General features: G+C 68.0%; 23 protein-coding genes. 16 read left to right on the top strand and 7 right to left on the bottom strand.

The window, feature by feature from the left end:
• Positions 1–113 precede the first annotated feature (113 nt).
• The 7 genes from gyrA to ACFE7U_RS02615 all read left to right on the top strand — a co-directional run bounded on the left by gyrA (position 114) and on the right by ACFE7U_RS02615 (position 7,173).
• Positions 114–2,840: a DNA gyrase subunit A gene (gyrA, locus tag ACFE7U_RS02585; protein WP_375408164.1), complete on the top strand. Its 2,727-nt coding sequence runs from the start codon at positions 114–116 to the stop codon at positions 2,838–2,840.
• A 191-nt stretch (positions 2,841–3,031) separates the two neighbouring features.
• Positions 3,032–3,889, top strand: coding sequence for an outer membrane protein (locus tag ACFE7U_RS02590; protein ID WP_375408165.1), 858 nt, complete (start codon positions 3,032–3,034; stop codon positions 3,887–3,889).
• 172 nt (positions 3,890–4,061) lie between these two features.
• A complete protein-coding gene (coaD, locus tag ACFE7U_RS02595; RefSeq protein ID WP_375408166.1) occupies positions 4,062–4,562 on the top strand; it encodes a pantetheine-phosphate adenylyltransferase in 501 nt (166 codons plus the stop codon).
• Positions 4,563–4,618: 56 nt separating this feature from the next.
• On the top strand, positions 4,619–5,170 hold the full coding sequence (locus ACFE7U_RS02600; RefSeq protein WP_375408198.1) for a peptidylprolyl isomerase: 552 nt from the start codon (positions 4,619–4,621) through the stop codon (positions 5,168–5,170).
• 15 nt (positions 5,171–5,185) lie between these two features.
• The gene (locus tag ACFE7U_RS02605) at positions 5,186–5,686 is read left to right on the top strand and encodes a hypothetical protein (protein WP_375408167.1); all 501 of its coding nucleotides are present in this window, start codon (positions 5,186–5,188) and stop codon (positions 5,684–5,686) included.
• A 2-nt stretch (positions 5,687–5,688) separates the two neighbouring features.
• Positions 5,689–6,147: a peptidylprolyl isomerase gene (locus ACFE7U_RS02610; RefSeq protein WP_375408168.1), complete on the top strand. Its 459-nt coding sequence runs from the start codon at positions 5,689–5,691 to the stop codon at positions 6,145–6,147.
• Positions 6,148–6,264: 117 nt separating this feature from the next.
• Positions 6,265–7,173, top strand: coding sequence for an EamA family transporter (locus ACFE7U_RS02615; protein ID WP_375408169.1), 909 nt, complete (start codon positions 6,265–6,267; stop codon positions 7,171–7,173).
• Between the two features lie 22 nt (positions 7,174–7,195).
• Here the strand turns inward: ACFE7U_RS02615 and mobA are convergent, their stop codons facing one another.
• Together mobA and ACFE7U_RS02625 are read right to left on the bottom strand one after the other, a co-directional pair.
• The gene (gene mobA / locus ACFE7U_RS02620; protein ID WP_375408170.1) at positions 7,196–7,825 is read right to left on the bottom strand and encodes a molybdenum cofactor guanylyltransferase MobA; all 630 of its coding nucleotides are present in this window, start codon (positions 7,823–7,825) and stop codon (positions 7,196–7,198) included.
• 5 nt (positions 7,826–7,830) lie between these two features.
• Positions 7,831–8,958, bottom strand: coding sequence for a P-loop NTPase (locus tag ACFE7U_RS02625; RefSeq protein ID WP_375408171.1), 1,128 nt, complete (start codon positions 8,956–8,958; stop codon positions 7,831–7,833).
• A 277-nt stretch (positions 8,959–9,235) separates the two neighbouring features.
• Here ACFE7U_RS02625 and ACFE7U_RS02630 point away from each other — a divergent pair, with 277 nt between their 5' ends.
• Together ACFE7U_RS02630 and ACFE7U_RS02635 are read left to right on the top strand one after the other, a co-directional pair.
• A complete protein-coding gene (locus tag ACFE7U_RS02630; RefSeq protein WP_375408172.1) occupies positions 9,236–9,739 on the top strand; it encodes a pyridoxamine 5'-phosphate oxidase family protein in 504 nt (167 codons plus the stop codon).
• A gap of 101 nt (positions 9,740–9,840) precedes the next feature.
• Positions 9,841–11,133 carry a nicotinate phosphoribosyltransferase gene (locus tag ACFE7U_RS02635; RefSeq protein WP_375408173.1) on the top strand — a complete coding sequence of 431 codons (1,293 nt, stop codon included), beginning with the start codon at positions 9,841–9,843 and terminating at the stop codon, positions 11,131–11,133.
• A gap of 7 nt (positions 11,134–11,140) precedes the next feature.
• On the opposite strand, the gene ACFE7U_RS02640 is transcribed toward ACFE7U_RS02635, so the two are convergent.
• Positions 11,141–12,214, bottom strand: a complete 1,074-nt coding sequence (locus ACFE7U_RS02640; RefSeq protein WP_375408199.1) for a methyl-accepting chemotaxis protein — start codon at positions 12,212–12,214, stop codon at positions 11,141–11,143.
• 612 nt (positions 12,215–12,826) lie between these two features.
• Between ACFE7U_RS02640 and ACFE7U_RS02645 the strand changes: the two genes are divergently transcribed.
• The 3 genes from ACFE7U_RS02645 (at position 12,827) to hisN (ending at position 16,582) form a co-directional block, all read left to right on the top strand.
• Positions 12,827–13,621 carry a LamB/YcsF family protein gene (locus ACFE7U_RS02645; RefSeq protein ID WP_375408174.1) on the top strand — a complete coding sequence of 265 codons (795 nt, stop codon included), beginning with the start codon at positions 12,827–12,829 and terminating at the stop codon, positions 13,619–13,621.
• A 109-nt stretch (positions 13,622–13,730) separates the two neighbouring features.
• Positions 13,731–15,695 (top strand): AI-2E family transporter, encoded by a 1,965-nt coding sequence (locus ACFE7U_RS02650; RefSeq protein WP_375408175.1) that lies wholly within the window; start codon positions 13,731–13,733, stop codon positions 15,693–15,695.
• Between the two features lie 98 nt (positions 15,696–15,793).
• Positions 15,794–16,582, top strand: coding sequence for a histidinol-phosphatase (gene hisN, locus ACFE7U_RS02655; RefSeq protein ID WP_375408176.1), 789 nt, complete (start codon positions 15,794–15,796; stop codon positions 16,580–16,582).
• Positions 16,583–16,591: 9 nt separating this feature from the next.
• Here hisN and ACFE7U_RS02660 read toward each other — a convergent pair whose 3' ends face one another.
• A complete protein-coding gene (locus ACFE7U_RS02660) occupies positions 16,592–17,578 on the bottom strand; it encodes an alpha/beta fold hydrolase (RefSeq protein WP_375408177.1) in 987 nt (328 codons plus the stop codon).
• 179 nt (positions 17,579–17,757) lie between these two features.
• On the opposite strand from ACFE7U_RS02660, the gene ACFE7U_RS02665 reads away from it, so the two are divergent.
• Positions 17,758–18,231 carry an Hsp20 family protein gene (locus ACFE7U_RS02665; protein ID WP_375408178.1) on the top strand — a complete coding sequence of 158 codons (474 nt, stop codon included), beginning with the start codon at positions 17,758–17,760 and terminating at the stop codon, positions 18,229–18,231.
• A 74-nt stretch (positions 18,232–18,305) separates the two neighbouring features.
• Here the strand turns inward: ACFE7U_RS02665 and ACFE7U_RS02670 are convergent, their stop codons facing one another.
• Complete coding sequence (locus ACFE7U_RS02670; protein WP_375408179.1) at positions 18,306–18,620, bottom strand: hypothetical protein; 315 nt, start codon at positions 18,618–18,620, stop codon at positions 18,306–18,308.
• A gap of 77 nt (positions 18,621–18,697) precedes the next feature.
• Positions 18,698–19,150, bottom strand: a complete 453-nt coding sequence (locus ACFE7U_RS02675; protein ID WP_375408180.1) for an RNA polymerase subunit sigma-70 — start codon at positions 19,148–19,150, stop codon at positions 18,698–18,700.
• 224 nt (positions 19,151–19,374) lie between these two features.
• On the opposite strand from ACFE7U_RS02675, the gene ACFE7U_RS02680 reads away from it, so the two are divergent.
• From ACFE7U_RS02680 to ACFE7U_RS02690, 3 genes are read left to right on the top strand one after another with little or no spacing between them, the layout of a single operon-like run.
• A complete protein-coding gene (locus ACFE7U_RS02680) occupies positions 19,375–20,256 on the top strand; it encodes a Kdo hydroxylase family protein (protein WP_375408181.1) in 882 nt (293 codons plus the stop codon).
• 34 nt (positions 20,257–20,290) lie between these two features.
• The gene (locus tag ACFE7U_RS02685; protein ID WP_375408182.1) at positions 20,291–20,590 is read left to right on the top strand and encodes an antibiotic biosynthesis monooxygenase family protein; all 300 of its coding nucleotides are present in this window, start codon (positions 20,291–20,293) and stop codon (positions 20,588–20,590) included.
• An 8-nt stretch (positions 20,591–20,598) separates the two neighbouring features.
• Positions 20,599–21,141, top strand: coding sequence for a hypothetical protein (locus ACFE7U_RS02690; protein ID WP_375408183.1), 543 nt, complete (start codon positions 20,599–20,601; stop codon positions 21,139–21,141).
• Positions 21,142–21,205: 64 nt separating this feature from the next.
• On the opposite strand, the gene ACFE7U_RS02695 is transcribed toward ACFE7U_RS02690, so the two are convergent.
• A complete protein-coding gene (locus tag ACFE7U_RS02695; RefSeq protein WP_375408184.1) occupies positions 21,206–21,556 on the bottom strand; it encodes a hypothetical protein in 351 nt (116 codons plus the stop codon).
• Between the last annotated feature and the right edge of the window lie 2 nt (positions 21,557–21,558).

A 21,558-nucleotide genomic window follows, 5' to 3' on the forward strand; every position in this document is an offset into this window, starting at 1 on the left:
CGATGGCACGCTTAGACCATCGCGGCTCGCCTTAGCGAGACGCGTGTCCGCCAGACCGGCGATGGCCGATGGCGACGCGGCATCGGGCCAGTTTCAAGTAGAGATCCAAAACCTTGGCAGAGAACGACATTCCGGGTTCAGGCACGCCGCCGCCCGCCAGCGACATCCGCCCCGTTTCCATCACCGACGAGATGAAGCGCTCCTATCTCGATTACGCCATGAGCGTGATCGTGAGCCGCGCCCTGCCCGATGCGCGCGACGGCCTGAAGCCGGTGCACCGCCGCATCCTGTTCTCGGCCTACGAGAGCGGGCACCTGCCCGAGCGCAAATACGTCAAGTCGGCCCGCATCGTCGGCGACGTCATCGGCCTCTACCATCCGCACGGCGACCAATCGATCTACGACGCCCTCGTCCGCATGGCGCAAGATTTCTCGATGCGCCTGATGCTCATCGACGGGCAGGGCAATTTCGGCTCCGTCGACGGCGATCCGCCCGCCGCCATGCGCTACACCGAATCGCGTCTGGCCAAGCCCGCCAACGCGCTTCTGGCCGACATCGACAAGAACACCGTCGACTTCCAGCCGAACTACGACGAGTCGCGCGAGGAGCCGAAGGTCCTCCCGGCCCGCTTCCCCAACCTGCTGGCCAACGGCGCTGGCGGTATCGCGGTCGGGATGGCGACCAACATCCCGCCCCACAACCTGGGAGAGCTCATCGACGCCTGCGTCGCGCTGATCGACGATCCGGCCATCGACATCGAGGGGCTTACCGAGATCGTGCCCGGTCCCGACTTCCCCACCGGCGGCTCGATCCTGGGGCGCGCCGGCACGCGTCAAGCCTACGCCACGGGGCGCGGCTCGATCATCATGCGGGCGAAGTCCCACGTCGAGGAGCTGCGCAAGGAGCGCGAGGCGCTGATCTTCACCGAGATCCCGTATCAGGTGAACAAGGCGACGCTGATGGAGAAGATCGCCGAGCTGGTGAAGGAGAAGCGCGTCGAGGGCATCTCGGACCTGCGCGACGAATCCGACCGCGACGGCATGCGCATCGTCGTCGAGATCAAGCGCGACGCCATGGCGGACGTCGTCCTGAACCAGCTCTACCGCTTCACGCCTCTGCAATCGTCGTTCGGCTGCAACATGGTGGCGCTCAACGGCGGCCGCCCCGAATTGATGAACCTGAAGGACCTCCTCCAGGCCTTCGTCGACTTCCGCGAGGAGGTCGTCTCCCGCCGCACCAAGTTCATGCTGAACAAGGCGCGCGAGCGGGCGCACGTCTTGTGCGGGCTGGCCATCGCGGTCGCCAACATCGACGAGGTGATCCGCCTGATCCGGACCTCGCCCGACCCCAACACCGCCCGCGAGGCCCTGATGGGCCGCGACTGGCCGGCCCACGACATCGCACCGCTGATCGCCCTCGTCGACGACCCCCGCCACCGGGTCAATGCCGACGGCTCATACCGCCTCTCCGAGGTGCAGGCCCGCGCGATCCTCGACCTGCGCCTGCAGCGCCTCACCGCGCTCGGCCGCGACGAGATCGGCGACGAGCTGAAGAAGCTCGCCGACGAGATCGCCGACTATCTCGACATCCTGCGCTCGCGCCTGCGCATCATGACCATCGTCAAGGACGAGCTCGCCGAGGTGCGGGAATCCTTCGCGACGCCTCGCCGGACCGTGATCCTCGACTGGGATTCGAACGTCGAGGACGAGGACCTGATCCAGCGCGAGGACATGGTCGTCACCGTGTCCCACGCCGGCTACGTCAAGCGGGTGCCGCTCTCGACCTACCGGGCGCAGCATCGCGGCGGCAAGGGCCGGTCCGGCATGTCGACCCGCGACGAGGATTTCGTCACGCGGCTGTTCGTGGCCAGCACCCACACGCCGGTCTTGTTCTTCACCAACATGGGCCAGGTCTACAAGGAGAAGGTCTGGCGCCTGCCGATGGCGGCGCCGACGGCGCGCGGCAAGGCGCTCGTCAACATCCTGGCGATGGATGCGGGCACCGAGCGCGTCACCACGATCATGCCGCTGCCCGAGGACGAGGCCTCCTGGGAGACGCTGGACGTGATGTTCGCCACCGCATCGGGCGGCGTGAGGCGCAACAAGCTCTCCGACTTCGTGCAGGTGAACCGCGCCGGCAAGATCGCGATGAAGCTCGATGAGGGCGACCACATCGTTCATGTCGAGATCTGCCGCGCCGACCAGAACGTGCTGCTCACCACCAAGGACGGTCAGTGCATCCGCTTCGCCATCGAGGACGTTCGCGTCTTCAAGGGCCGCGATTCCACCGGCGTGCGCGGCATCTCCCTGGCCAAGGACGATCGCGTCATCTCGATGACGATCCTCAACAGCTTCGACGCCTCGCCCGAGGAGCGGGTCGCCTTCCTCAAGATGCAGCGGGCCGTGATCGGCGACACCACCGCCGAAGGCGGCGATGCCGATTCCGAGGAGGTCGCCAGCGATGCGCCGCTCCTCTCCCAGGAGCGCTACGCCGAGATGGGCGCGGCCCAGCAATTCGTGCTCACCCTGTCGGAGCGCGGCTTCGGCAAGCGCAGCTCCTCCTTCGAGTACCGGACCTCGGGACGCGGTGGGAAGGGCATCGCCGCCATGCGGGTGAACCCCCGCAACGGCAGCCTCGTGGCGTCCTTCCCGGTGCAGCCCTCCGACCAGATCATGCTGGTCACCGATGCGGGCCAGCTCATCCGCGTGCCCGTGGACGACATCCGCATCGTCGGCCGCGCCTCGCAGGGGGTCACGGTGTTCAACACCGAGAAGACCGAGCGCGTGGTTTCGGTAGAGCATATCGAGGGCGAGGACGAGACCGGCGACGAGGCTGTCTGACCGGTCGGATCGATCCCGCAGGCGGACGGAAATCGCCGCCTGGGGGATGACGAAGTTCTTTCAAACGTGTGCAAAAATGAATCGTGCGAAACTCATCCTTCGGTTGGGTGTTGCTGTGAAGTCATAGGCGCCGGGGCGCGGAACGGCTAAGTCTGCTGGCAGTGAAACAGCCTCTCCGAAGGACTGCCCCCGTGCTCAAGAAGATCTTCCTCGCCGGCGCCTCTCTGGCCCTGATGGCCGGCACCGCCGCCGCCGCCGACCTTCCGCGCCGCGCGGCTCCGCCGGTCTTCGTTCCGGTCCCGGTCTTCACCTGGACGGGCGCCTACTTCGGTATCAACGCCGGATACGCGTTCAGCGAAAACGACCGCGTTCGCACGACGGGCATCAACAACCTGGGCAGCCCGAACGGCGCCAACCTTCAGAACAACGTGATCAACAACCTGCGCCCTGGCACCATCGACGTGAAGCAGGAAGGCTTCACCGGCGGCGGTCAGATCGGATACAACTACCAGTTCACCCCGGGCAGCGGCTTGGTGGTCGGTATTGAAGCCGATGCGCAGTACACCGATCTCCAGGCCACCAGCGTGAACTCGGTCCCGCGCGCGCTTCCTCTCTCGACACTGACCAACACCTTCCGCTCCGAGCTCTCCTATCTCGGCACGGTTCGCGGCCGGGTCGGCTACGCCTTCGATCGCGTCCTGTTCTACGGCACCGGCGGCTTCGCCTACGGCGACGTGACCAGCAGCGTGGCGTTCCAGACCAATGCCCCGGTGGCTTATGCCGGTTCGCGCTCCACCATGGAGACCGGCTACGTCTACGGCGGCGGCATCGAGTACGCCCTCCCGACCGATTCCTTCCTGAACTTCTTCAAGTCCAGCGCCGTGACGATCAAGGCCGAATACCTGCGCTACGATCTCGGCGCCCGCACGCTCCTCGTGGCGAATACCGGCTCGCTGCCGGTTCAGCCGGGCCTCGGCTACAACTCGCGCTTCTCCACCGAGGGCAGCATCGCCCGCGCTGGCCTGAACTACAAGTTCGGCTCGTACTAGGATCCCATGAAAGGATCCCGTGCCGGTCTGCGCCTCGGCGTAGGCCGGCACAGCACAAACGCGCGGCCGTTCCTCAATGGGGCGGCCGTTTTCGTTCGAACTCGGCACCCTTACGGATGATCGGCGGCGGCGAGGTTTCGTTTCCGGGCGAAATGCTCTACGCCGCCTCACGATGATCCGCACCGCGCTCTATGCTGGGTCCTTCGACCCGGTCACGAACGGTCACCTCGACGTCGTCCGTCAGGCCTGCCGACTCGTGCAGCACCTCGTGATCGCCATCGGCGTTCATCCGGGCAAGGCTCCGCTGTTCTCGCCCGACGAGCGGGCCGAGCTTCTGCAGGCGACGTGCTCGCCGCTCGCCGATGCGGAGGGCACCCGGCTCGAGATCACCTCCTTCGACGACCTCGCGGTCACGGCCGCCCGCCGCCATCGGGCGACCCTGTTCATCAGGGGGCTGCGCGACGGCACCGATCTCGACTACGAGATGCAGCTCGCGGGCATGAACGGCACCATGGCGCCCGAGGTGCAGACCGTGTTCCTGCCGGCCTCCACCGGCGTCCGGCCGATCACCGCCACCCTCGTGCGCCAGATCGCGGCGATGGGCGGCGACGTCGCCCCCTTCGTCCCCGCGGCGGTCGCGGAGCGCCTCGCCGCCCGCTTCCGCAAAGCCTGAATCACCCGCCCGACACCATCCCCGGAGAACGCCTGCCCATGATGTCCCGCACCTCTCTGACGCGCCGCGTCGCCGTTGCAGCCCTCGTGATCGCATCGTATCTCGGCACCGTGCCGGCTGCCTTCGCGGCGGAGGACAACACGGTCTATCTCGAGACCAAGGATGGCCGCGTCACCATCGAACTGCGCCCCGAGATCGCGCCCAAGCACGCGGCGCAGCTCAAGACGCTGATCCGCCAGGGCTTCTACGACGGCCTCAAGTTCCACCGCGTGATGGACGGCTTCATGGCCCAGACCGGCGATCCGGCCGGCAACGGCACCGGCGGTTCGAAACTGCCCAATATCCCGGCCGAGTTCTCCCAGGCCCCGTTCAAGCGCGGCACGGTCGGCATGGCCCGCTCGGGCTCGCCGAACTCCGCGAATTCCCAGTTCTTCATCTGCCTCGGCGACGCTTCGTTCCTGGACGGCCAGTATACCGTGGTCGGCGTTGTGACCTCGGGGATGGACGTCGTCGACAAGATCAAGAAGGCCGCGCCCGGCGCGCCCGGTGGTGCGGTGCAGAACCCCGACAAGATCGTGACGATGAAGCTCGCTCAAGGGGCGAAGTAGCGCGAGGGCCGCGGCATGGCGGATCCTGACGGCCACGGAGGGCGGTCCATCGCGTCCATCCTCCTCGCCGGCGCCCTGATCGGCCTCGGGACGACGGGTCCGACCGCCGCTCCCTACGGGCTGGGTCCGCCGCTATCCCTGCCGACGACCCTGCGCGGCACCGTTCAGGTTCCGGCCGAACAGGACGACGGCAGGCCCATCGAAACCCTGCGGGCTCTCTATACCAGGCTGGCGGCCTGCTGGAGATCGCCAGCGGGACTCGCGCGGCTGGAGCGCACGGAAGTCACCGCCCGCTTCGCCCTGCGCCGGGACGGCTCGGTCATCGGCGAGCCGCGCATCACCTTCGCCACGCAGCCGACGGACAGCAAGGCGTTCCAACTGCTCGCCGACGCCGCCCGCGACGCCATCCGCCGCTGCACCCCGGCCGGGATCACGCCGGGGCTCGGCGGCGCCATCGCGGGGCGCCCCATCGCGCTCCGTTTCATCTATGAAGGTCCTAAAGGACAGGGAGTTTGACCATGGCTGATACCGAGACCCTCACCCTCGAGACCACCAAGGGCCGCGTCGTGATCGGCCTTCGGCCGGACCTCGCCCCCAACCACGTCGAGCGCCTGAAGACGCTGGCCGCGCAGGGCTTCTATGACGGCGTGCCGTTCCACCGTGTCATCGACGGCTTCATGGCCCAGACTGGCGACCCGACCGGCACCGGCTCGGGGGGCTCGGAGCTACCCGACCTGAACTCCGAGTTCAACGCCGAGCCGCACGTGCGAGGCACCTGCTCGATGGCGCGGACGAACTTCCCGCACTCGGCCAACTCGCAGTTCTTCATCTGCTTCAACGACGCGCGCTTCCTCGACAAGCAATATACGGTCTGGGGCAAGGTCGTGGAGGGGATGGACGTGGTCGACACCCTCAACAAGGGCGAGCCGCCGCGCTCGCCGGACAAGATCGTGAAGGTGACGGTCGGGACCGCCTGAGCCAGCATCGAGACCTCGGTCGGGGAGCGTCCGTGCACGGCTCGGGCGCTCCCTTTCGTTCCGGCCCGGTGGCGGGCCTGAGCCTTTCGTGTTCCGGCGACCTGTGAAAGCGACCCGATGCTCGCCGCGACGCTTCCCCTTCGCGACCTCCTCCTCGCCTTCGCGGTGGTGGCGGTGTGGGGCACTAATTTCGTGGTGATCCGGATCGGGCTGGATCACCTGCCGCCGCTGCTGTTCGCGGCCCTGCGGTTCCTCTTCGCGGCCATTCCTGCCGTCTTCCTGCTGCCGCGCCCGCGCGTGCCCTGGCAGAATCTGGCCGCCTACGGCCTCCTGATCGGTGTCGGGCAGTTCGGCGTGCTCTTCGTCGCGCTGCGCGGCGACATCTCGCCGGGTCTCGCCTCGCTGGTGATCCAGGTTCAGGTCTTCTTCACCATCGGCCTCTCCGTCGCGATGATGGGCGAGCGGGTCCGGGGCTACCAATGGGCGGCCCTGGCCCTGGCGGCCACCGGAATCGGAATCATCGCCCTCCATACGGATACGACCACGACGCCGCTCGGGTTGGCACTCGTGACCTTCGCCGCCATGGGCTGGGCCGGCGGCAACATCGTCGCCAAGCGCAGCGGCGCCCCGAACATGCTGTCCTACGTGGTCTGGGCCGGCCTGTTCTCCACGCCGCCGCTTCTCGCGCTGTCCGTCGCGATCGAGGGCTGGGACGCCATCCGCGACGGCCTCCTTCGCGCGGACGCCGTCACCTGGGGCGCCGTCCTCTGGCAGTCGGTCGGCAACGTGATGTTCGGCTACGCCATCTGGGGGTGGCTGCTGGCGCGCCATCCTACCGCCCTGATCACGCCGATCTCGCTTCTGGTACCGGTGATCGGCCTGGCGGCGTCCGCGTTCTGGTTCGGTGAACCACTGCCGCTCTGGAAGATCGGGGCGGCGCTCCTGGTGCTGAGCGGGCTCGCCATCGGCATCCTCTATCCTCGCTGGCGCCGCCGCGGCGCCTTGGGCAACCTCCCGCCCGCCTGACGACCGGTTTCCGGTGCCCCGGCTAGCCTTCCCGCGACAGCAGCAGCGCTTCGGCAGCCTCCAGCTCCTCGGGGGTGTTGACGTTGAGGAACGGGTCGATCGGCGCGGCCGCCCACTCCACCGCGACCGCGCCGTGCCGGGCCAGATAGGCACCGACCCGGCGCTCGTCGCGCTCGACGAGCGCCGCCCTCAGGTCGTTTCGCAACGCCAGCGACCACAACGCCATCGTGAAATGCTGCCGGCCGCCCGAGGATGCGACCGCGATCGTGCGATCGTTCTCGAGGCGCCCGCCCGAGACGGCGTCGCCGAGGCGCTGCACCAGATCGTCGGGCAGGAAAGGCGCGTCACCCGTGACGCTCGCGACGTAGGCCACGTTCGGATGACATTCCGCGGCATGGTCGAGGGCCGCCAGGATGCCAGCGAGGGGCCCAGGATGCCCCGGCACTCCATCGGGCACGATCGGGCCGGGAAACGCCGCGAACCGCTCCGGATCGCCGTTCGCGTTGAGGATCACGCCCGCCGCGCATTGCGCGGCGAAGCGCTCGTGGACGCGGTCGAGCAGCGTGCGTCCACCGAGACGCAGGAGCGGCTTGTCGCCTCCGCCCATCCGCCGCGACAGCCCGCCGGCCAGGATGACGCCGAGGACCGGCATCGAGGCTACTCGATCACGATGCGCGGTGCGGCGCGGTTCGCGGGAGCACCGGCGAGGTTCTTCCAGAGCTGAGCGGCGATCTCCCGGTAGACCTTCGCCTGGGGGCCGTCCGGATCGATCGCCACCACCGGCCTCCCGGCATCGGAGGTCTCGCGGATCGTCATGTTGAGGGGGATCTCGCCGAGGAATGGCACGCCGAGGCGCTCGGCCTCGGCCCTGGCGCCGCCATGGCCGAAGATGTGCGAGGCATGGCCGCAATTCGGGCAGACGAAGGTCGCCATGTTCTCGATCACGCCGAGGATCGGCACCGCGACCTTGCGGAACATGGTGACGCCGCGGCGCGCGTCGATGAGAGCGAGGTCCTGTGGCGTCGAGACGATGACGGCGCCCGAGAGCGGCGTCGCCTGCGCCATCGTGAGCTGGGCGTCGCCGGTGCCCGGCGGCATGTCGACGACGAGGATGTCGAGCTCGCCCCAGGCGACTTCGCGCAGCATCTGGGTGATCGCCGACTGCACCATCGGCCCGCGCCAGATCATCGCCGTCTCGGGCTCGATCAGGAACCCGATCGACATCACCTTGATGCCGTAGCCGTCCATGGGGGCGAGCAGCCGCTCCTCGATGACCCGCGGCTTGCCCGACAGCCCGAACAGCTTCGGCACCGAGGGGCCGTAGATGTCTGCGTCGAGGAGGCCGACCTTCAGACCCTGTGCGGACAGCGCCAGGGCGAGGTTGCAGGCGGTCGTCGACTTGCCGACGCCGCCCTTGCCGGAGGCGACGGCGACGATGTGGCGGACACCGGGGAGTGCAGGGCCCGTGCGCGGCGGAGCGGCACGGCCCGCTGCGGGCGGGGAGGGCGCCTGCGCCGAGGCGGGCTGGTTCGGCCCACGCTCGGAGGTGAGGCTCGCGAAGACACCTGAGACGCCCGGTATCGCCAGGACCGTGCCCTCTGCCTGGCGGCGGATGGGCTCGAAGCGCTCGGCCTCGCTCGGATCGATCAGGATCGAGAACATCACCCGGTTGGTCGGATCGACCACGACCTGCGAGAGTCGGCCGGAGGCCGACAGCGTCGTCCCGCCGGCATCGACGGTGACGGCGGAGAGCGCCTTGAGCACGTCGTCGCGGGTCATGACCAAGGGCGCGGTTCCTTTCAACGCAACGGCCGGCCGAGGTGTCATCCGGCGACGCTCCAAGGTTCCATGTAACCGCGCCGCCGCCAAACGCCAGTGCGCCACGGTGTTACCGACGCGCCAAGCCCTGCATCCGCGAGCGGAACGGCCACCTGGCCACTCCCCGAGAATGCGCCCCTGCCGAAACCATCGGGGCGCCCGTCCGTTGTCGAGACGATTTCCGGACCGTGGCCGGCTGCCACGGCGACCTCCGGATCGCACCGACCAACGGAGCCCATCCCCCATGCACGACCACAATCACCGCGACCACGAGGGCGCGAAGAAGCTGTTCGACCTGATCAAGGACATCAAGGTCGCGATGATGACCACGGCCGATGCGGACGGGAAGCTCTACAGCCGCCCGATGTGGAGCCAGGACACCGACGAGGCCGGCGACCTGTGGTTCTTCACCAAGCTCCACAGCCCCAAGACCGCCGAGATCAGCCGGGACAACCAGGTCAACCTCGCCTATTCCGACCCGTCGAGCCAGACCTACGTCTCGGTGGCGGGGAAGGCCGAGATCGTGCGCGATCAGGCGATCATCAACGACAAATGGTCGGAGAGCCTCAAGACCTGGTTCCCCAACGGCAAGTCGGACCCGGAGGTCGCCCTGATCCGCGTCCACCCCGAGAAGGGCGAGTACTGGGACAGCCCCAACTCCACGATGCTCCACCTCTACGGTTACGTGAAGGCCGCCGTCACGGGCGAGTCGCCCAAGACCGAGACGAAGAAGGTCGATCTGGCCTGAGGCACGGCTTCCGCCGGCGGGACGAGATTGACTCGCCCGCCGGCCCCGTGCGCCTCTGATCGCAGCGGGCAGGGGGCTCCGCGTCGGTTGCGTTGACGGACATGCTCGATCTCGCGACACGGGTCTACGACCACAGCTTCAAGATCGACCCGATCATCCGGTCGCTCCTCGACACCGATTTCTACAAGATCCTGATGGCGCAGACGATCTTTCGCCGCCATCGCGACACCGCCGTCACCTTCGGCATCCAGAACCGCAGCCGCAGCGTCCGCCTGGCCGATTTCGTCGATGTGGGAGAGCTGCGCGAACAGCTCGATCACGCCCGCTCGCTCCGCCTGAGCCGTGGCGAGTCGACTTGGCTGCGCGGCAACACCTTCTACGGCCGCCGGCAGATGTTCTCGTCCGACTTCATGGACTGGTTCGAAGCTTTCCGCCTGCCCGACTACGAGCTGGAGGCGCGCGACGGGCAATACGTGCTCACGTTCCACGGCCCGTGGCTCGAGACCACCATGTGGGAGGTGCCGGCACTTGCGATCCTCAACGAGCTGCGCTCGCGCGGCGTCCTTCGCGGCATGGGCAAGTTCGAGCTGCAGGTCCTCTATGCCCGTGCCATGACCCGCGTCTGGGAGAAGATCGAGCGCCTGAAGCGCTTGCCCGACCTCTCCATCGCGGATTTCGGGACGCGACGGCGCCACGGTTTCCTGTGGCAGGACTGGTGCGTCGAGGCGATGCGCGAGGGCCTGGGTGAGGCCTTCCTCGGCACCTCGAACTGCCTCATCGCACTGCGCCGCGAGGTCGAGGCGGTGGGCACCAACGCGCACGAGCTGCCGATGGTCTACGCCGCCCTGGCCGAGGGCGACGAAGCCCTGGCGCGGGCGCCCTACGACGTGCTCTCGGACTGGCAGCAGGATTATGCCGGCAACCTCCTGGTGATGCTGCCCGATACCTACGGCACGACCGGGTTCCTCGCGCAGGCGCCGGCCTGGATCGATGCCTGGACCGGCATCCGCATCGATTCGAAGGAGCCGATCGAGGGCGGCGAGGAAGTCATCCGCTGGTGGCGCTCGCGCGGCTCCGACCCCCGCGAAAAGCTCGCGATCTTTTCCGACGGGCTCGACGTCGACACCATCGAGGCCATCCACGCCCGCTTCCACGGGCGCACGCGCATCGGCTACGGTTGGGGCACGCTGCTCACCAACGATTTCCGGGGGCTCGTTCCCGATGGGCGGCTTGACCCGATCTCCATCGTCTGCAAGGTGATCTCCGCGGACGGGCGCCCTACCGTGAAGATCTCCGACAACCCCTCGAAGGCGATCGGGCCGGAATCGGAGATCGCCCGCTACCGGCGGGTGTTCGGAACCGGCGAGATGGCGGCGATGCCCGTCGTGGTCTGAGCCGGGCTCAGGCGGCAGGGTTCTGCACGATGACCCCGTACCAGCCGAGGCCCGCATAGGTCTCGTAGCCGGGGGTGCGGTGGAAGGCGGTCACGGCGCCGGTCCGCGGATCGCGGTCCGCCCCACTCGACCGCGAGCCGGCCGCTAGGCTCAAGGTCTCGGTGAGAACGCCCACGCCGTCGGAGGCGGCGAGGACGCGCGCCTTGGCGTCGACCAGGAGGACGCGGGTGCGCGCCCGATCCTCCGGCGACACGCGCACGCCCTCCACGATCGCCTTGGCCTGGGCCTCCCAGTCGAAATGAATGGCGAGCACGCCGAGCGGCCGGCCCTTGGCGCTGCCGCCGGCGCGGATGCTGGCACAGTAGGTCGCCACCTGGGCACCGCCGAGCAGGGGCTGGCGGGCGACGTCGGCGGCCACATAAGCGTCGCCGTGGGGAAGGCCGGCGGCCTCGCGGAACCACGGCTCCGCGGTGACGCTGCGGCCGATCACGTCGGGGTAAACGTCGGGTCGGCCATGGGCGACGACCCGGCCGTCGAGGTCGCACAGCCACAGGTCAAGATAGACGGTGTAGGCGCCGAGGATCACCCTCAGGCGCTCCGCCGCATAGGTGACGCGCTCCGGCGTCGGGGCCGCGGCGCATTCGACGATCGCGGTGTCCGTCGCCCACCAGCGAACGTCGCAGGTCCGCTCGTAGAGATTGCGGTCGATCAGTTCGACCGCGTTGAGGGCGAGATCGGTGAGGCGGTCGTTCTCTGAGGCCTGCGCCAGGGTCTGGAAACGGTCCTGAAGGCCAGCGATCCGGCCAGACAGCTCGGCCTCGAGTGATTTGGCGATGCCTTCGATCTCCGACCCGATCGCCCGCACCTCCTGGGCCACGACGGAGAAGCCGCGGCCCATCTCGCCGGCGCGGGCAGCCTCGATCAGGGCGTTGAGGGCCAGGATCTTGACCTGTCCGGTGATCCCCTGGATGCGGCGGCTCTTGTCGGAGGAGATCCGCTTGATCTCACCGATCTCGTCGGCGACCTTCGACAGGCTCGATCCCGCCTCGGGAGACGTGCGTGCCGTCTCGTTTGATGAGATGCCATGGCTGATCGAACCGGTCACCGGGGAGACCTTTCCTCATCGAATATCCATGCCTTTATCCAGCAACGGGAGTTACCACTGGGTAAAAATATGCCCCATTACAACCATAGGGTCGGAACTGATGATAATATAGGCAGATGACGACTGGCCCGCTCATAACCCTAGGATCTTGGCGTATAGGCGACACCGAAGCAGATCGTGACAATGCCGGCTCCGTATTCGTTATTATGTTTGCGAGAATGGCCACGGAAAATCATGGCGACGGAAGGTGCAGCGGAATATTCGAGCATGGTGCGATCATTTTCACGATTCCAGACCGTCGGTCTGCCAGCGGCCATCGCCCTGGAATGAATCTGGTACCGGAGCGACATTTTCTTCGGCACTGCGCCGGCAAGACCGTTTCGGATCTTGATCGGTCGTCTGCAACGTTCGCTTCGCCGGCGGATCGTGTCACCCTGTTCGTCGAGGAAACGAGTGGCCGAAGGGACCCACCGTCATGATCGAATCTGCCCCCGTTCTCATCGCATCCGAACCAAAGGGGGTCCGCCTCATCGGTGACGGGAGCCGAGCCTTCGGCGCGGTGCTCCGACCCGAGAGAGGCCGCTCCGCGTGACGGGCAACGGCGACGGATCTCGGTCGATCGACCTCAACGCCGATCTCGGCGAGGGCTTCGGCCCCTACTCGATCGGCGACGACGCGGCCCTCCTCGACGTCGTCACCTCGGCCAACGTCGCCTGCGGATTTCATGGCGGCGATCCGGCCATCATGGTGGCGACCGCCGCCGCAGCGAAGGCGCGGGGCGTCGCCATCGGCGCGCATCCCGGCTTCGAGGACCGCCGCGGCTTCGGCCGGCGCCCGATCCTCATGGGCGAGGCGGAGATCGAGGCCGACGTCGCCTATCAGATCGGTGCGCTCTGCGCCTGCGCCGCCCTGGCGGGGCACCGCGTCGGCTACGTGAAGGCGCATGGTGCGCTGGCGAACCTCTCGAACCGGGAGGCGGGCACCGCCGCGGCCATCGCGAGGGCGGTGCGGGCGGTCGACCGCGACCTGCCCGTCGTGGTGATGCCGGGGCTGGCCGCGGAACGGGCCGCCGAGGCGGCGGGCCTGCGCGTCGTCCGCGAGATCTACGCCGACCGGGCCTATGGCGAGGACGGCCAGCTCGCCGACAGGACCCTCGCGGGCGCGGTGATCCACGACAGCGAGGCGGTCGCCCGACGGGTGGCGCGGATGGTGGAGGCGCGCGCCGTCGAGACCCGGTCGGGCCGGCTGATCCCGGTCACCATCGAGACGATCTGCGTCCACGGCGACAATCCCGGCGCGGTGGCGACGGCGCGTGCGGTCCGCGAAGTCCTTGAACGGGGGGGCTTTCGCCTCGTGGCTTTCGCCGTCCCGCGACGCGCCTGAACGCGATCACGTCTCTGTCAGGAATGCCGCCTGGACGAGGGATCGTTTGTCGTTGCTTCGGGGTTGCTAGGCCGGGTGACACACCCGCGGAGCGTCAGACGGTACCGGCATGGTCACGAGAACGAACGCGAAGCCTCCGCTGTCGCCGTTGCGAGGAGCCCGTATCGCGGCCGCCGAGACGCCGCCCCAGATGCTCGCATCACCCCTCATCGTTACCGCGGTCCTCGTCGCCGGGCTGTACTTCGCGCGCGACGTCCTGATCCCGATCGCGATCGCGATCCTCCTGTCCTTCGTGCTCGGACCGCTGGTGAACCTGCTGCGCAAGCTGCGGCTCGGTCGCTTCTTCGCGGTGGCGACGTCGGTCCTGCTCACCCTCGGCATCGCCGCGGCCCTGGCGACCCTCATCGGGGTCCAGCTCGCAGACCTCGCCGATGACGTGCCGCGCTACCGCACCACCATCGAACGGAAGGTGGCGAGCCTCAAGGACAGCCCGGCCGGCCGGATGACGGATTACGTCGCCAATATCGGCCGGTCGATGCGCGAGAGCGACCGCCAGGAGGAGAAGCCGAAGGACGCGCCCACGGCGGCCACCCAGGCGCCGCCCGAGAAGCCGATGCTGGTCGAGGTGCGTGAACGGCCGCCGGGCGCGATCGAGGTCGCGAGCACCTTGCTCTCGCCGGTGCTCCATCCACTGGCGACCATCGGCATCGTGTTCATCGTGCTGCTCTTCCTGCTGATGCAGCGGGAGGACCTGCGCGACCGCATGATCCGCCTCGCTGGGTCGAACGATCTGCACCGGACCACGGTGGCCATGGATGATGCCGCAAGGCGCCTGAGCCGCTACTTCGTGGTCCAGCTCGCCCTCAATGCCGCCTTCGGTGTCGTCGTCGGCATCGGGCTCTACTTCATCGGCGTCCCGAACCCGGTCCTGTGGGGCATCTTCTCGGCGCTGATGCGCTTCGTCCCCTATATCGGCGCCGTCGTCTCGACGGCTTTCCCGCTCGTGCTCGCCGCGGCGGTCGACCCGGGCTGGTCGATGGTGATCTCGACGCTGATCCTGTTCCTCGTCCTCGAACCGCTCGTCGGCCATTTCATCGAGCCGATGCTCTACGGGCAGTCGACGGGGATGTCGCCCTTCGCGGTTCTGGTCGCGGCCCTGTTCTGGACCTGGCTATGGGGACCCGTCGGCCTCCTGCTCGCGACGCCGCTCACGGTCTGCCTGGTGGTGCTCGGGCGCCACGTCGAGAAGCTCGAATTCCTCGAGGTGCTGTTCGGCGACCGTCCTGCCCTGACCCCGGTGGAGAACTTCTACCAGCGCATCCTCGCCGACGACCCGGAGGAGGCGCAGGAGCATGCCGAGCTCCTGCTGCAGAAATGCTCGCTGCTGAGCTACTACGACGATGTCGTCCTGAAGGGCCTCGAACTCGCCGCGCGCGACGCCGTGCGCGGCGTCCTCACCGCCGACCAGAAGAACGACATCCGCGCCTCCATCGGCGGGCTCGTCGCCGAGATGGCCGACAGCGGCGTGGAGCCAGAGGCGAGCGAGGACGTCGCCGAGGTGCCGTCGGCCTGGCGTCAACAGGGCGCGGTCCTGTGCGTCGCCGGCCGCAGCTTCGTGGACGAGGCCGCCTGCGCCATCCTGGCCCAGCTCCTGGTCAAGCGCGGGTTCGGAACACGGATCGTTCCCTTCTCGGAGGTGTCGCGGGTCAAGATCGACGAGTTCGAGCCGGGTCCGGTCCGGATGATCTGCGTCGTGTCGCTGGCGATCAACGGCGAGCCGACGCATCTGCGCCGCCTCGCATCGCGGCTGAGGCGGCGCATGCCGGACACGCGACTCGCGGTCGGCCTCTGGCAGACGGACGATGCCCTCCTCGACGACGAAGCGGCACGCAAGGCGATCGGAGCCGACCACTACCTGATGTCGTTCCGCTCGTCCCTTGACGCCGTCGCGACGGCGGCCTCCGAGGCACCGGGCCCAGCGATCACCATCGAGCCGGCACCGCCGGCGGCCATTAAGCCAACGGACCTTCTGGTCGAGCGGGTGATCGAAGCCCCGGTGCCTGCCCAGGTCTGACCCTCCGCGGCGAGCGTGACGCTCGGTAAAAAGCCCTTGACGCTGGCTCGCTCCCACGGCTTGCCTCGCCGTCGGTCGCGCCGGCAGGGGGATGTGCAATGGGTGTCGTCGATCTCGCCCGCTTCATGGATGACCTCGCCGCCCAGTCCGGCCAGGCCATCCTGCCTTTCTTCCGTGCCGCCTTCGGGATGGACGACAAAACACGGGGAACCGCCGCCTTCGACCCAGTGACGGAGGCCGACCGGGCCGCGGAGCTCACCCTGCGCAAGCTGATCGCCAGGACCTTCCCGACGCACGGCATCCTTGGCGAGGAGTTCGGCGACGACCGTCTCGATGCGGAATATGTCTGGGTACTCGATCCCATCGACGGGACCCGTGCCTTCGTTGCCGGCCTGCCGACCTGGGGCACCCTGATCGGCCTGACGCGCCTTGGGATCCCCGTGCGCGGGCTGATGCACCAGCCCTATCTCGCCGAGACTTTCTCGGGCGATGGAGGCAGCGCCAGGATGAAGGGACCGCGCGGGGACCGTGTGCTGTGCACCCGCCGGCTCGGGACGCTGTCCGAGGCCGTACTCGCGACCACTGACCCGCGCCTGTTCGCCGGGGGAACCGAGCGCGAGCGCTTCGCAGCGCTGGAGGGCCGGGTCCGGCTCTCGCGCTACGGGACCGATTGCTACGCCTATTGCATGCTCGCGGCCGGCCAGATCGATCTCGTGGTGGAGGCCGGTCTCAAGCCCTACGACATCGTTGCGCTGATCCCGATCATCGAGGGGGCGGGAGGGATCGTCACGACCTGGGATGGGGGATCGGCGGCCCAGGGCGGGCGCATCGTCGCGGCCGGCGACCGCCGCCTGCACGAGGCGGCACTGGCGATCCTGAACGGCTGAGGGTTGCGCTCAGGCGCTCTGGGCCGGGCTCATCGGCGCGGGCGCATCCGCCACCGGCGTGCCGGGCATGAAAGCGTCGAAGGCGGCCCAGAACGGCTCTCGTATCGCATCGCTTTCCGACAGGATCTCGTGGCGGGCACCGGCCAGGACGATGACGTCGCCGACCCGCATCCGCGCCCCGAAACGCTCCGTCGCCCTCGTGGAGCAGACGGGATCGGCCCCCGCCGCCACGATCAGGGTCGGGATCTTGATCGCAGCGGCGAGGCGCAGGTCGCGCAGGCGCTCCATCGTGCGGAAGGCTTCCGCCGCCCAGGCGATGCTCGGATCGCCGACGGCGCCCGCTCCCACCGTGCGGGCTGCCTCGGCGTTGCGGGCATAGCGCACGGGATCGCCGCTGAGGCGATTTCGCCCGAAGGGCTTCGTGGCGATCGACACGGCACTGCCGAAAAGGATGTAGCGCTGCCCCAGGCCGAGTTGTTGAAGGAATCGGACGACCGCCGATGAGAGGCGCGGCCAGCGCACCATGGTCAGGCCCAGCATCGGCGCCACGCTGACGATTCGCCTGAACGGGAGCCAGCCCTCGATGGCTCCGGTCAGCGCGACGGCGCCGCCCATGGAATGGGCGAGGCAGAGATGGGGATGCGGCATCAGCGGCCGCAGCACGGCGTCCTCGATCGCCTTGAGATCGAGGCGATACTCGTCGAACCGGCCGACATGCCCGCAATGGGCATCGGCGACGAGGCGGGCGGATTCGCCTTGTCCCCGCCAATCGAAGGCCACGACGGCGAAGCCCCGGCCGCGCAGATCGGCGATCGTCTCGTAATACTTCTCGATGAACTCGGCACGGCCCTGGAGCAGGCACACGGTCCCCCTCACCGTGCGCGTGGTCGGCCGCCAATGGGCCGCGCGCAGTTCGATGCCGTCCTCGGTCCGGACCGGCAGGAGCGTTGCGCCGGGGGGAACCGGGTTTCCGGGGGTGTCGCGCAGGGTGAGCATCGGCGGGTTCGGATCTCGCGGGAAGGCACCGGAAAAATTCACCCGCAAGCTTGCGCGGGGCTCTTGCAAGGTTCGAGGACGGCACCGATCTCAATCCCGTACCGGCCAATACGGCGGTACACCGGTTCGGCCCTCGGGCGGACCTTCCTATGCATGTTGCTTCTTATGGAGAATATGTGATGCGCCAGTTCGATCTTGCACCCCTCTACCGCTCCACCGTCGGTTTCGACCGTCTGTTCTCGGCCCTCGACCAGTTCGTGGCCAGCGACGGGGTCCCGACCTATCCGCCCTACAACATCGAGCGCACGGGCGAGAACGCCTACCGGATCACCGTCGCGGTCGCGGGCTTCACGGAGTCCGATCTGTCGATCGAGGTCAAGGAGAATGCGCTGACCCTGAAGGGCGAGCGCAAGGCCGAGGCCAATGCGAAGTCCGAGATCCTGCATCAGGGCATCGCCGCTCGCAGCTTCGAGCGTCGCTTCCAGCTTGCCGACTACGTGCAGGTGACGGGAGCCGCCCTCGAGCACGGCCTTCTCCACATCGATCTCGTGCGCGAGATCCCGGAGGCGAAGAAGCCGCGCCACATCCAGATCGCCTCCGCCGCCACCCAGGCGAAGCCGGTGATCGAGGGTAAGGCCCAGCAGGCCGCCTAATCCTGCGGCGTCGCCGACGCTAGGTCCATTGCGCGGAGCGCCCCGGCCGTGAGCCGGGGCGTTTTTCGTTCGCGTCAGAACCCCGAGCCGAAACGGTCCCCACGGCCGGGCTCTTTGCAGCGGTATCCGACGAAGCATTGCGGCGTGTCGCGGGTCGGCACGAAGGCACGCGTGGTGATCTCCGTCACCTCGCAGAACCCACGGTCGCGCACGAAGCGGTCGTAGGTCGGTCCCCCTGTCCCGAGGACGATGCCGCCGGCTTGGGAGACCGTTCCCTGCGCCTGGCGGCAGGTCATGTCCACGGTCGAGGCGCGCTGAGCCTGCGCTGCAGATGCGCAGGCCGCGATTGCGAGAGCGACCAAAGATCGAATGGCGTTGGAAAGTCCCATCAGCATCTCCCATTCCGATGATGGAAGGAAAACCCTGCAAGGATCGATGGAGTTCTGAGCGCGGCGATCCGGCGCTGCTACAGGTCCCCGAGCAGGAGCTGTCCCTGCGGGCCAGCCGACCGTGGTCGCCGCGCCGGCTTCGCCGTTCCTGCCTTTGCCGCAGCGGCCGGCCTCGCGGGCCGGCGCGGCTTCACGTCGCCACGCATCCGCGCCTTGGCGCGGTCGCGGGCGACGGCTTCCGGCGAGTGCGGATCGTCGTTGAGCCACTTGCCGCGCTTGATGACCTCGTTGACCCGGCCCTGGTTGACCCCGACCTTGAAGGCGATCTCCTGCTGGGTCATCCCCGTCGAGGCGTGGAGGTCGAGAATGGCCCTGGCGAGTTCCGGCGTCATCTTCTGGCCGGTGAGGCGGCGGGCGGGCTTGATCGTCCGGGTCGCACGGTCGCGTTCGCGGAGCCGCTCGAGCAAGGCGAGCGCCATCAGCATGCCCTGCTCGCGCAGGGCCTCCTCGAATTCCTTCAACGTTGCCATCGGCGTCATCCCCGTCGGCTCGGCGCGGCCGCGCACATGCGCTCAACGTGGCGCGGCACGGGCCGGTTGCGCGCAAGATCGTGAGCCCGGCATGCCGCCATGGCAACCGCGGCGTCCGGTCATCCACCGCAAACCGCGCCACCGACGATATGAACCGCCCCTTGGCCTCCGGTCGCCCGATCGGCTACACCCCCGACCCTGTCGCCGCCAGGAGACCCACCCCGATGATCAGCCCGATCGTGTCCGTGCCCAAGGTCGGCACCTCGGCCGGCGGCCCCGCCTCCGGCACGGCGGGCCTCGTCGACGCCCTCGAAGGTGGGGCGGTGCTGTTGTTCCCCGACCTCGACTTCCCCTTGAGCGCGTTCGAGCGCCGCTTCGTCGAGCGTCCCTTCGCCGACGGCAAGGCCAAGAACGTCAACATCCGGGGCGAGGCGGCGACGCTCAAGGGAGCGGCCGGCACCGCCGAGGAACAGGCGGCCCTGCGCGCCCTGCTGATGCGCTACCGCGCCTTCGCCGAGGACCTGATCCGCACCCGGCTGCCCGCCTATGCGGGGAAGGTGTCGCTCGCCGGCACCTCGTACCGGCCGTTCGAGGTCGACCAGCGCAAGCTGAGCTGGCGCCGCGACGACACACGCCTGCACGTCGACGCCTTCCCGTCGAATCCGATCGGCGAGAAGCGGATCCTGCGCATCTTCCGCAACATCAACCCCGACGGGCAGCCGCGGCGCTGGCGGGTGGGCGAGGATTTCGGCTCGATGGCCGAGAAGTTCCTGCCGCGCCTGCCGGGTTACTCGCCGCTCTCGGCGCGGCTGCTCGCCGCCTTGCGCATCACCAAGGCGCGGCGCTCCGAATACGATCACCTGATGCTCCATCTCCACGACGCGCTGAAGCAGGACAAGGCGTATCAGGCGCAGGCGCCGCAGGCCGACGTGGAGTTCACTCCCGGCCAGACCTGGGTGACCTTCTCGGACCTCGTCATGCATGGCGCGATGGGCGGGCGCTACATGCTGGAGCAGACCGCCTACCTGCCCGTGGCCGATCAGGCCGATCCCGAGCGCAGCCCGCAACGCATCCTGGCGCGCAAGCTCGGCCGGGCACTGCAATGATCCTCACGGACCCTCAAAGAACCGGGAACGCCGCATGATCCTCGAAATCGCACAGATCGACGTGAAGCCCGGCACGGAAGCCGATTTCGAGGCCGGCATCGCCAAGGCCGCGGCCTATTTCGCGGACGCCAAGGGCTGTCGCAGCTTCGCGCTGCGTCGTTCGGCGGAGAAGCCGCAGCGCTATCGGCTGCTGATCGAGTGGGATACCCTCGAGGACCACACGGTCGCATTCGTGAATTCCCAGCCCTGGAAGGATTATCGCGCGCTGGTATCCCCGTACTTCGAGGCGCCGCCCAGCGTCGAGCATACGGAACTGACGCTCAAGGCCTTCTGATCGAGCCGATGAATTTCGGTCGGTACCCCTTACTGGCCGGAGCCGCGCACGATCATCTTGAGGCGGCTATCGAGGATGCTCCACCGCTCGGCGATCCCGTCCCTGATGCATCCCTCGAACGATTGCCCCGCGAAGAAGCCGGGGTGATCCCGTTTATGCCGGCAATCGAGCACCACAGGTACGGCGACGACGAGGGGCACGATCAGGAGCAGGAGGAGGATGTCGAAGACGACCCAGAGATGCCAAGTCTTCGAGGCTCGGGCCTTGGCCTCGGCATCGCCGGGCCTCATCGCCTGACGGCGATTATTGTGGCCGCCGGCTTTCAGGCGCTCGCGGGCTTCCTGCCGCAGGGCATCCTGGCTGGCGCGGTCAGGATCGACGTGCCTCGGATCGCCCGACGACAGCCCGGCGAGGCGCTGCTGGAGCAAGCCGATTTCGGCACCTTGCGGAAAATCTTGTCCTGCCCGGTTCAGTCTCATGGTCAGCTCGCTCAGAAAACCGCCGGCCAGCGATCACGGGAGCGTGATCGTCATATCCTAAGATACTGTTGAGTTTGCCCGTCTTGCCGCTCAGGCGTTCGTCCTCCTGGTCGGGCGACATCGGAATTCGGTGGTTTCAGCGAATCGCGCGTGAGATCGTCCGCATCGTCTCGCTCATTCCAGAGAGATGTCCGGTCAAATCCTCCCGCGCGCAGGCGCTCGCCCTCACGATATCGGGGAGGAACCCGTTTCCGGACCGGTTGCGGCAGTCGACAACGAAGGAACCGATCAGCATCAGGCTCAGCGGCAGGATAAAGACGAGAAGCCGAACGAGCCGAACCATCCGCCAGAACAGGCCAGGCGGCCGCTGCGGGCGATCGCCGGATGTCGGATGACGATGCTCGTAAAAGTCGTCGTCGTCGGCAGGATCGTAGCGACTGTATTCGCCACCGGAGCCGCCATGATCCTTCGCCGCGCTCGTCCGCATGC

It is taken from the genome of uncultured Methylobacterium sp. (assembly GCF_964251405.1).
GTDB lineage: Bacteria > Pseudomonadota > Alphaproteobacteria > Rhizobiales > Beijerinckiaceae > Methylobacterium.

Excerpts from the sequence above, each read along its gene's own strand:
- ACFE7U_RS02680 (WP_375408181.1), top strand. The coding sequence starts at position 19,375 with ATGATCAGCCCGATCGTGTCCGTGCCCAAGGTCGGCACCTCGGCCGGC.
- ACFE7U_RS02665 (WP_375408178.1), top strand. The coding sequence starts at position 17,758 with ATGCGCCAGTTCGATCTTGCACCCCTCTACCGCTCCACCGTCGGTTTC.
- ACFE7U_RS02675 (WP_375408180.1), bottom strand. The coding sequence starts at position 19,150 with ATGGCAACGTTGAAGGAATTCGAGGAGGCCCTGCGCGAGCAGGGCATG.
- ACFE7U_RS02650 (WP_375408175.1), top strand. The coding sequence starts at position 13,731 with ATGGTCACGAGAACGAACGCGAAGCCTCCGCTGTCGCCGTTGCGAGGA.
- mobA (WP_375408170.1), bottom strand. The coding sequence starts at position 7,825 with ATGCCGGTCCTCGGCGTCATCCTGGCCGGCGGGCTGTCGCGGCGGATG.
- ACFE7U_RS02685 (WP_375408182.1), top strand. The coding sequence starts at position 20,291 with ATGATCCTCGAAATCGCACAGATCGACGTGAAGCCCGGCACGGAAGCC.
- ACFE7U_RS02605 (WP_375408167.1), top strand. The coding sequence starts at position 5,186 with ATGGCGGATCCTGACGGCCACGGAGGGCGGTCCATCGCGTCCATCCTC.
- ACFE7U_RS02670 (WP_375408179.1), bottom strand. The coding sequence starts at position 18,620 with ATGGGACTTTCCAACGCCATTCGATCTTTGGTCGCTCTCGCAATCGCG.
- ACFE7U_RS02615 (WP_375408169.1), top strand. The coding sequence starts at position 6,265 with ATGCTCGCCGCGACGCTTCCCCTTCGCGACCTCCTCCTCGCCTTCGCG.
- ACFE7U_RS02660 (WP_375408177.1), bottom strand. The coding sequence starts at position 17,578 with ATGCTCACCCTGCGCGACACCCCCGGAAACCCGGTTCCCCCCGGCGCA.
- hisN (WP_375408176.1), top strand. The coding sequence starts at position 15,794 with ATGGGTGTCGTCGATCTCGCCCGCTTCATGGATGACCTCGCCGCCCAG.
- ACFE7U_RS02690 (WP_375408183.1), top strand. The coding sequence starts at position 20,599 with ATGAATTTCGGTCGGTACCCCTTACTGGCCGGAGCCGCGCACGATCAT.
- ACFE7U_RS02635 (WP_375408173.1), top strand. The coding sequence starts at position 9,841 with ATGCTCGATCTCGCGACACGGGTCTACGACCACAGCTTCAAGATCGAC.
- ACFE7U_RS02695 (WP_375408184.1), bottom strand. The coding sequence starts at position 21,556 with ATGCGGACGAGCGCGGCGAAGGATCATGGCGGCTCCGGTGGCGAATAC.
- coaD (WP_375408166.1), top strand. The coding sequence starts at position 4,062 with ATGATCCGCACCGCGCTCTATGCTGGGTCCTTCGACCCGGTCACGAAC.
- ACFE7U_RS02610 (WP_375408168.1), top strand. The coding sequence starts at position 5,689 with ATGGCTGATACCGAGACCCTCACCCTCGAGACCACCAAGGGCCGCGTC.
- ACFE7U_RS02630 (WP_375408172.1), top strand. The coding sequence starts at position 9,236 with ATGCACGACCACAATCACCGCGACCACGAGGGCGCGAAGAAGCTGTTC.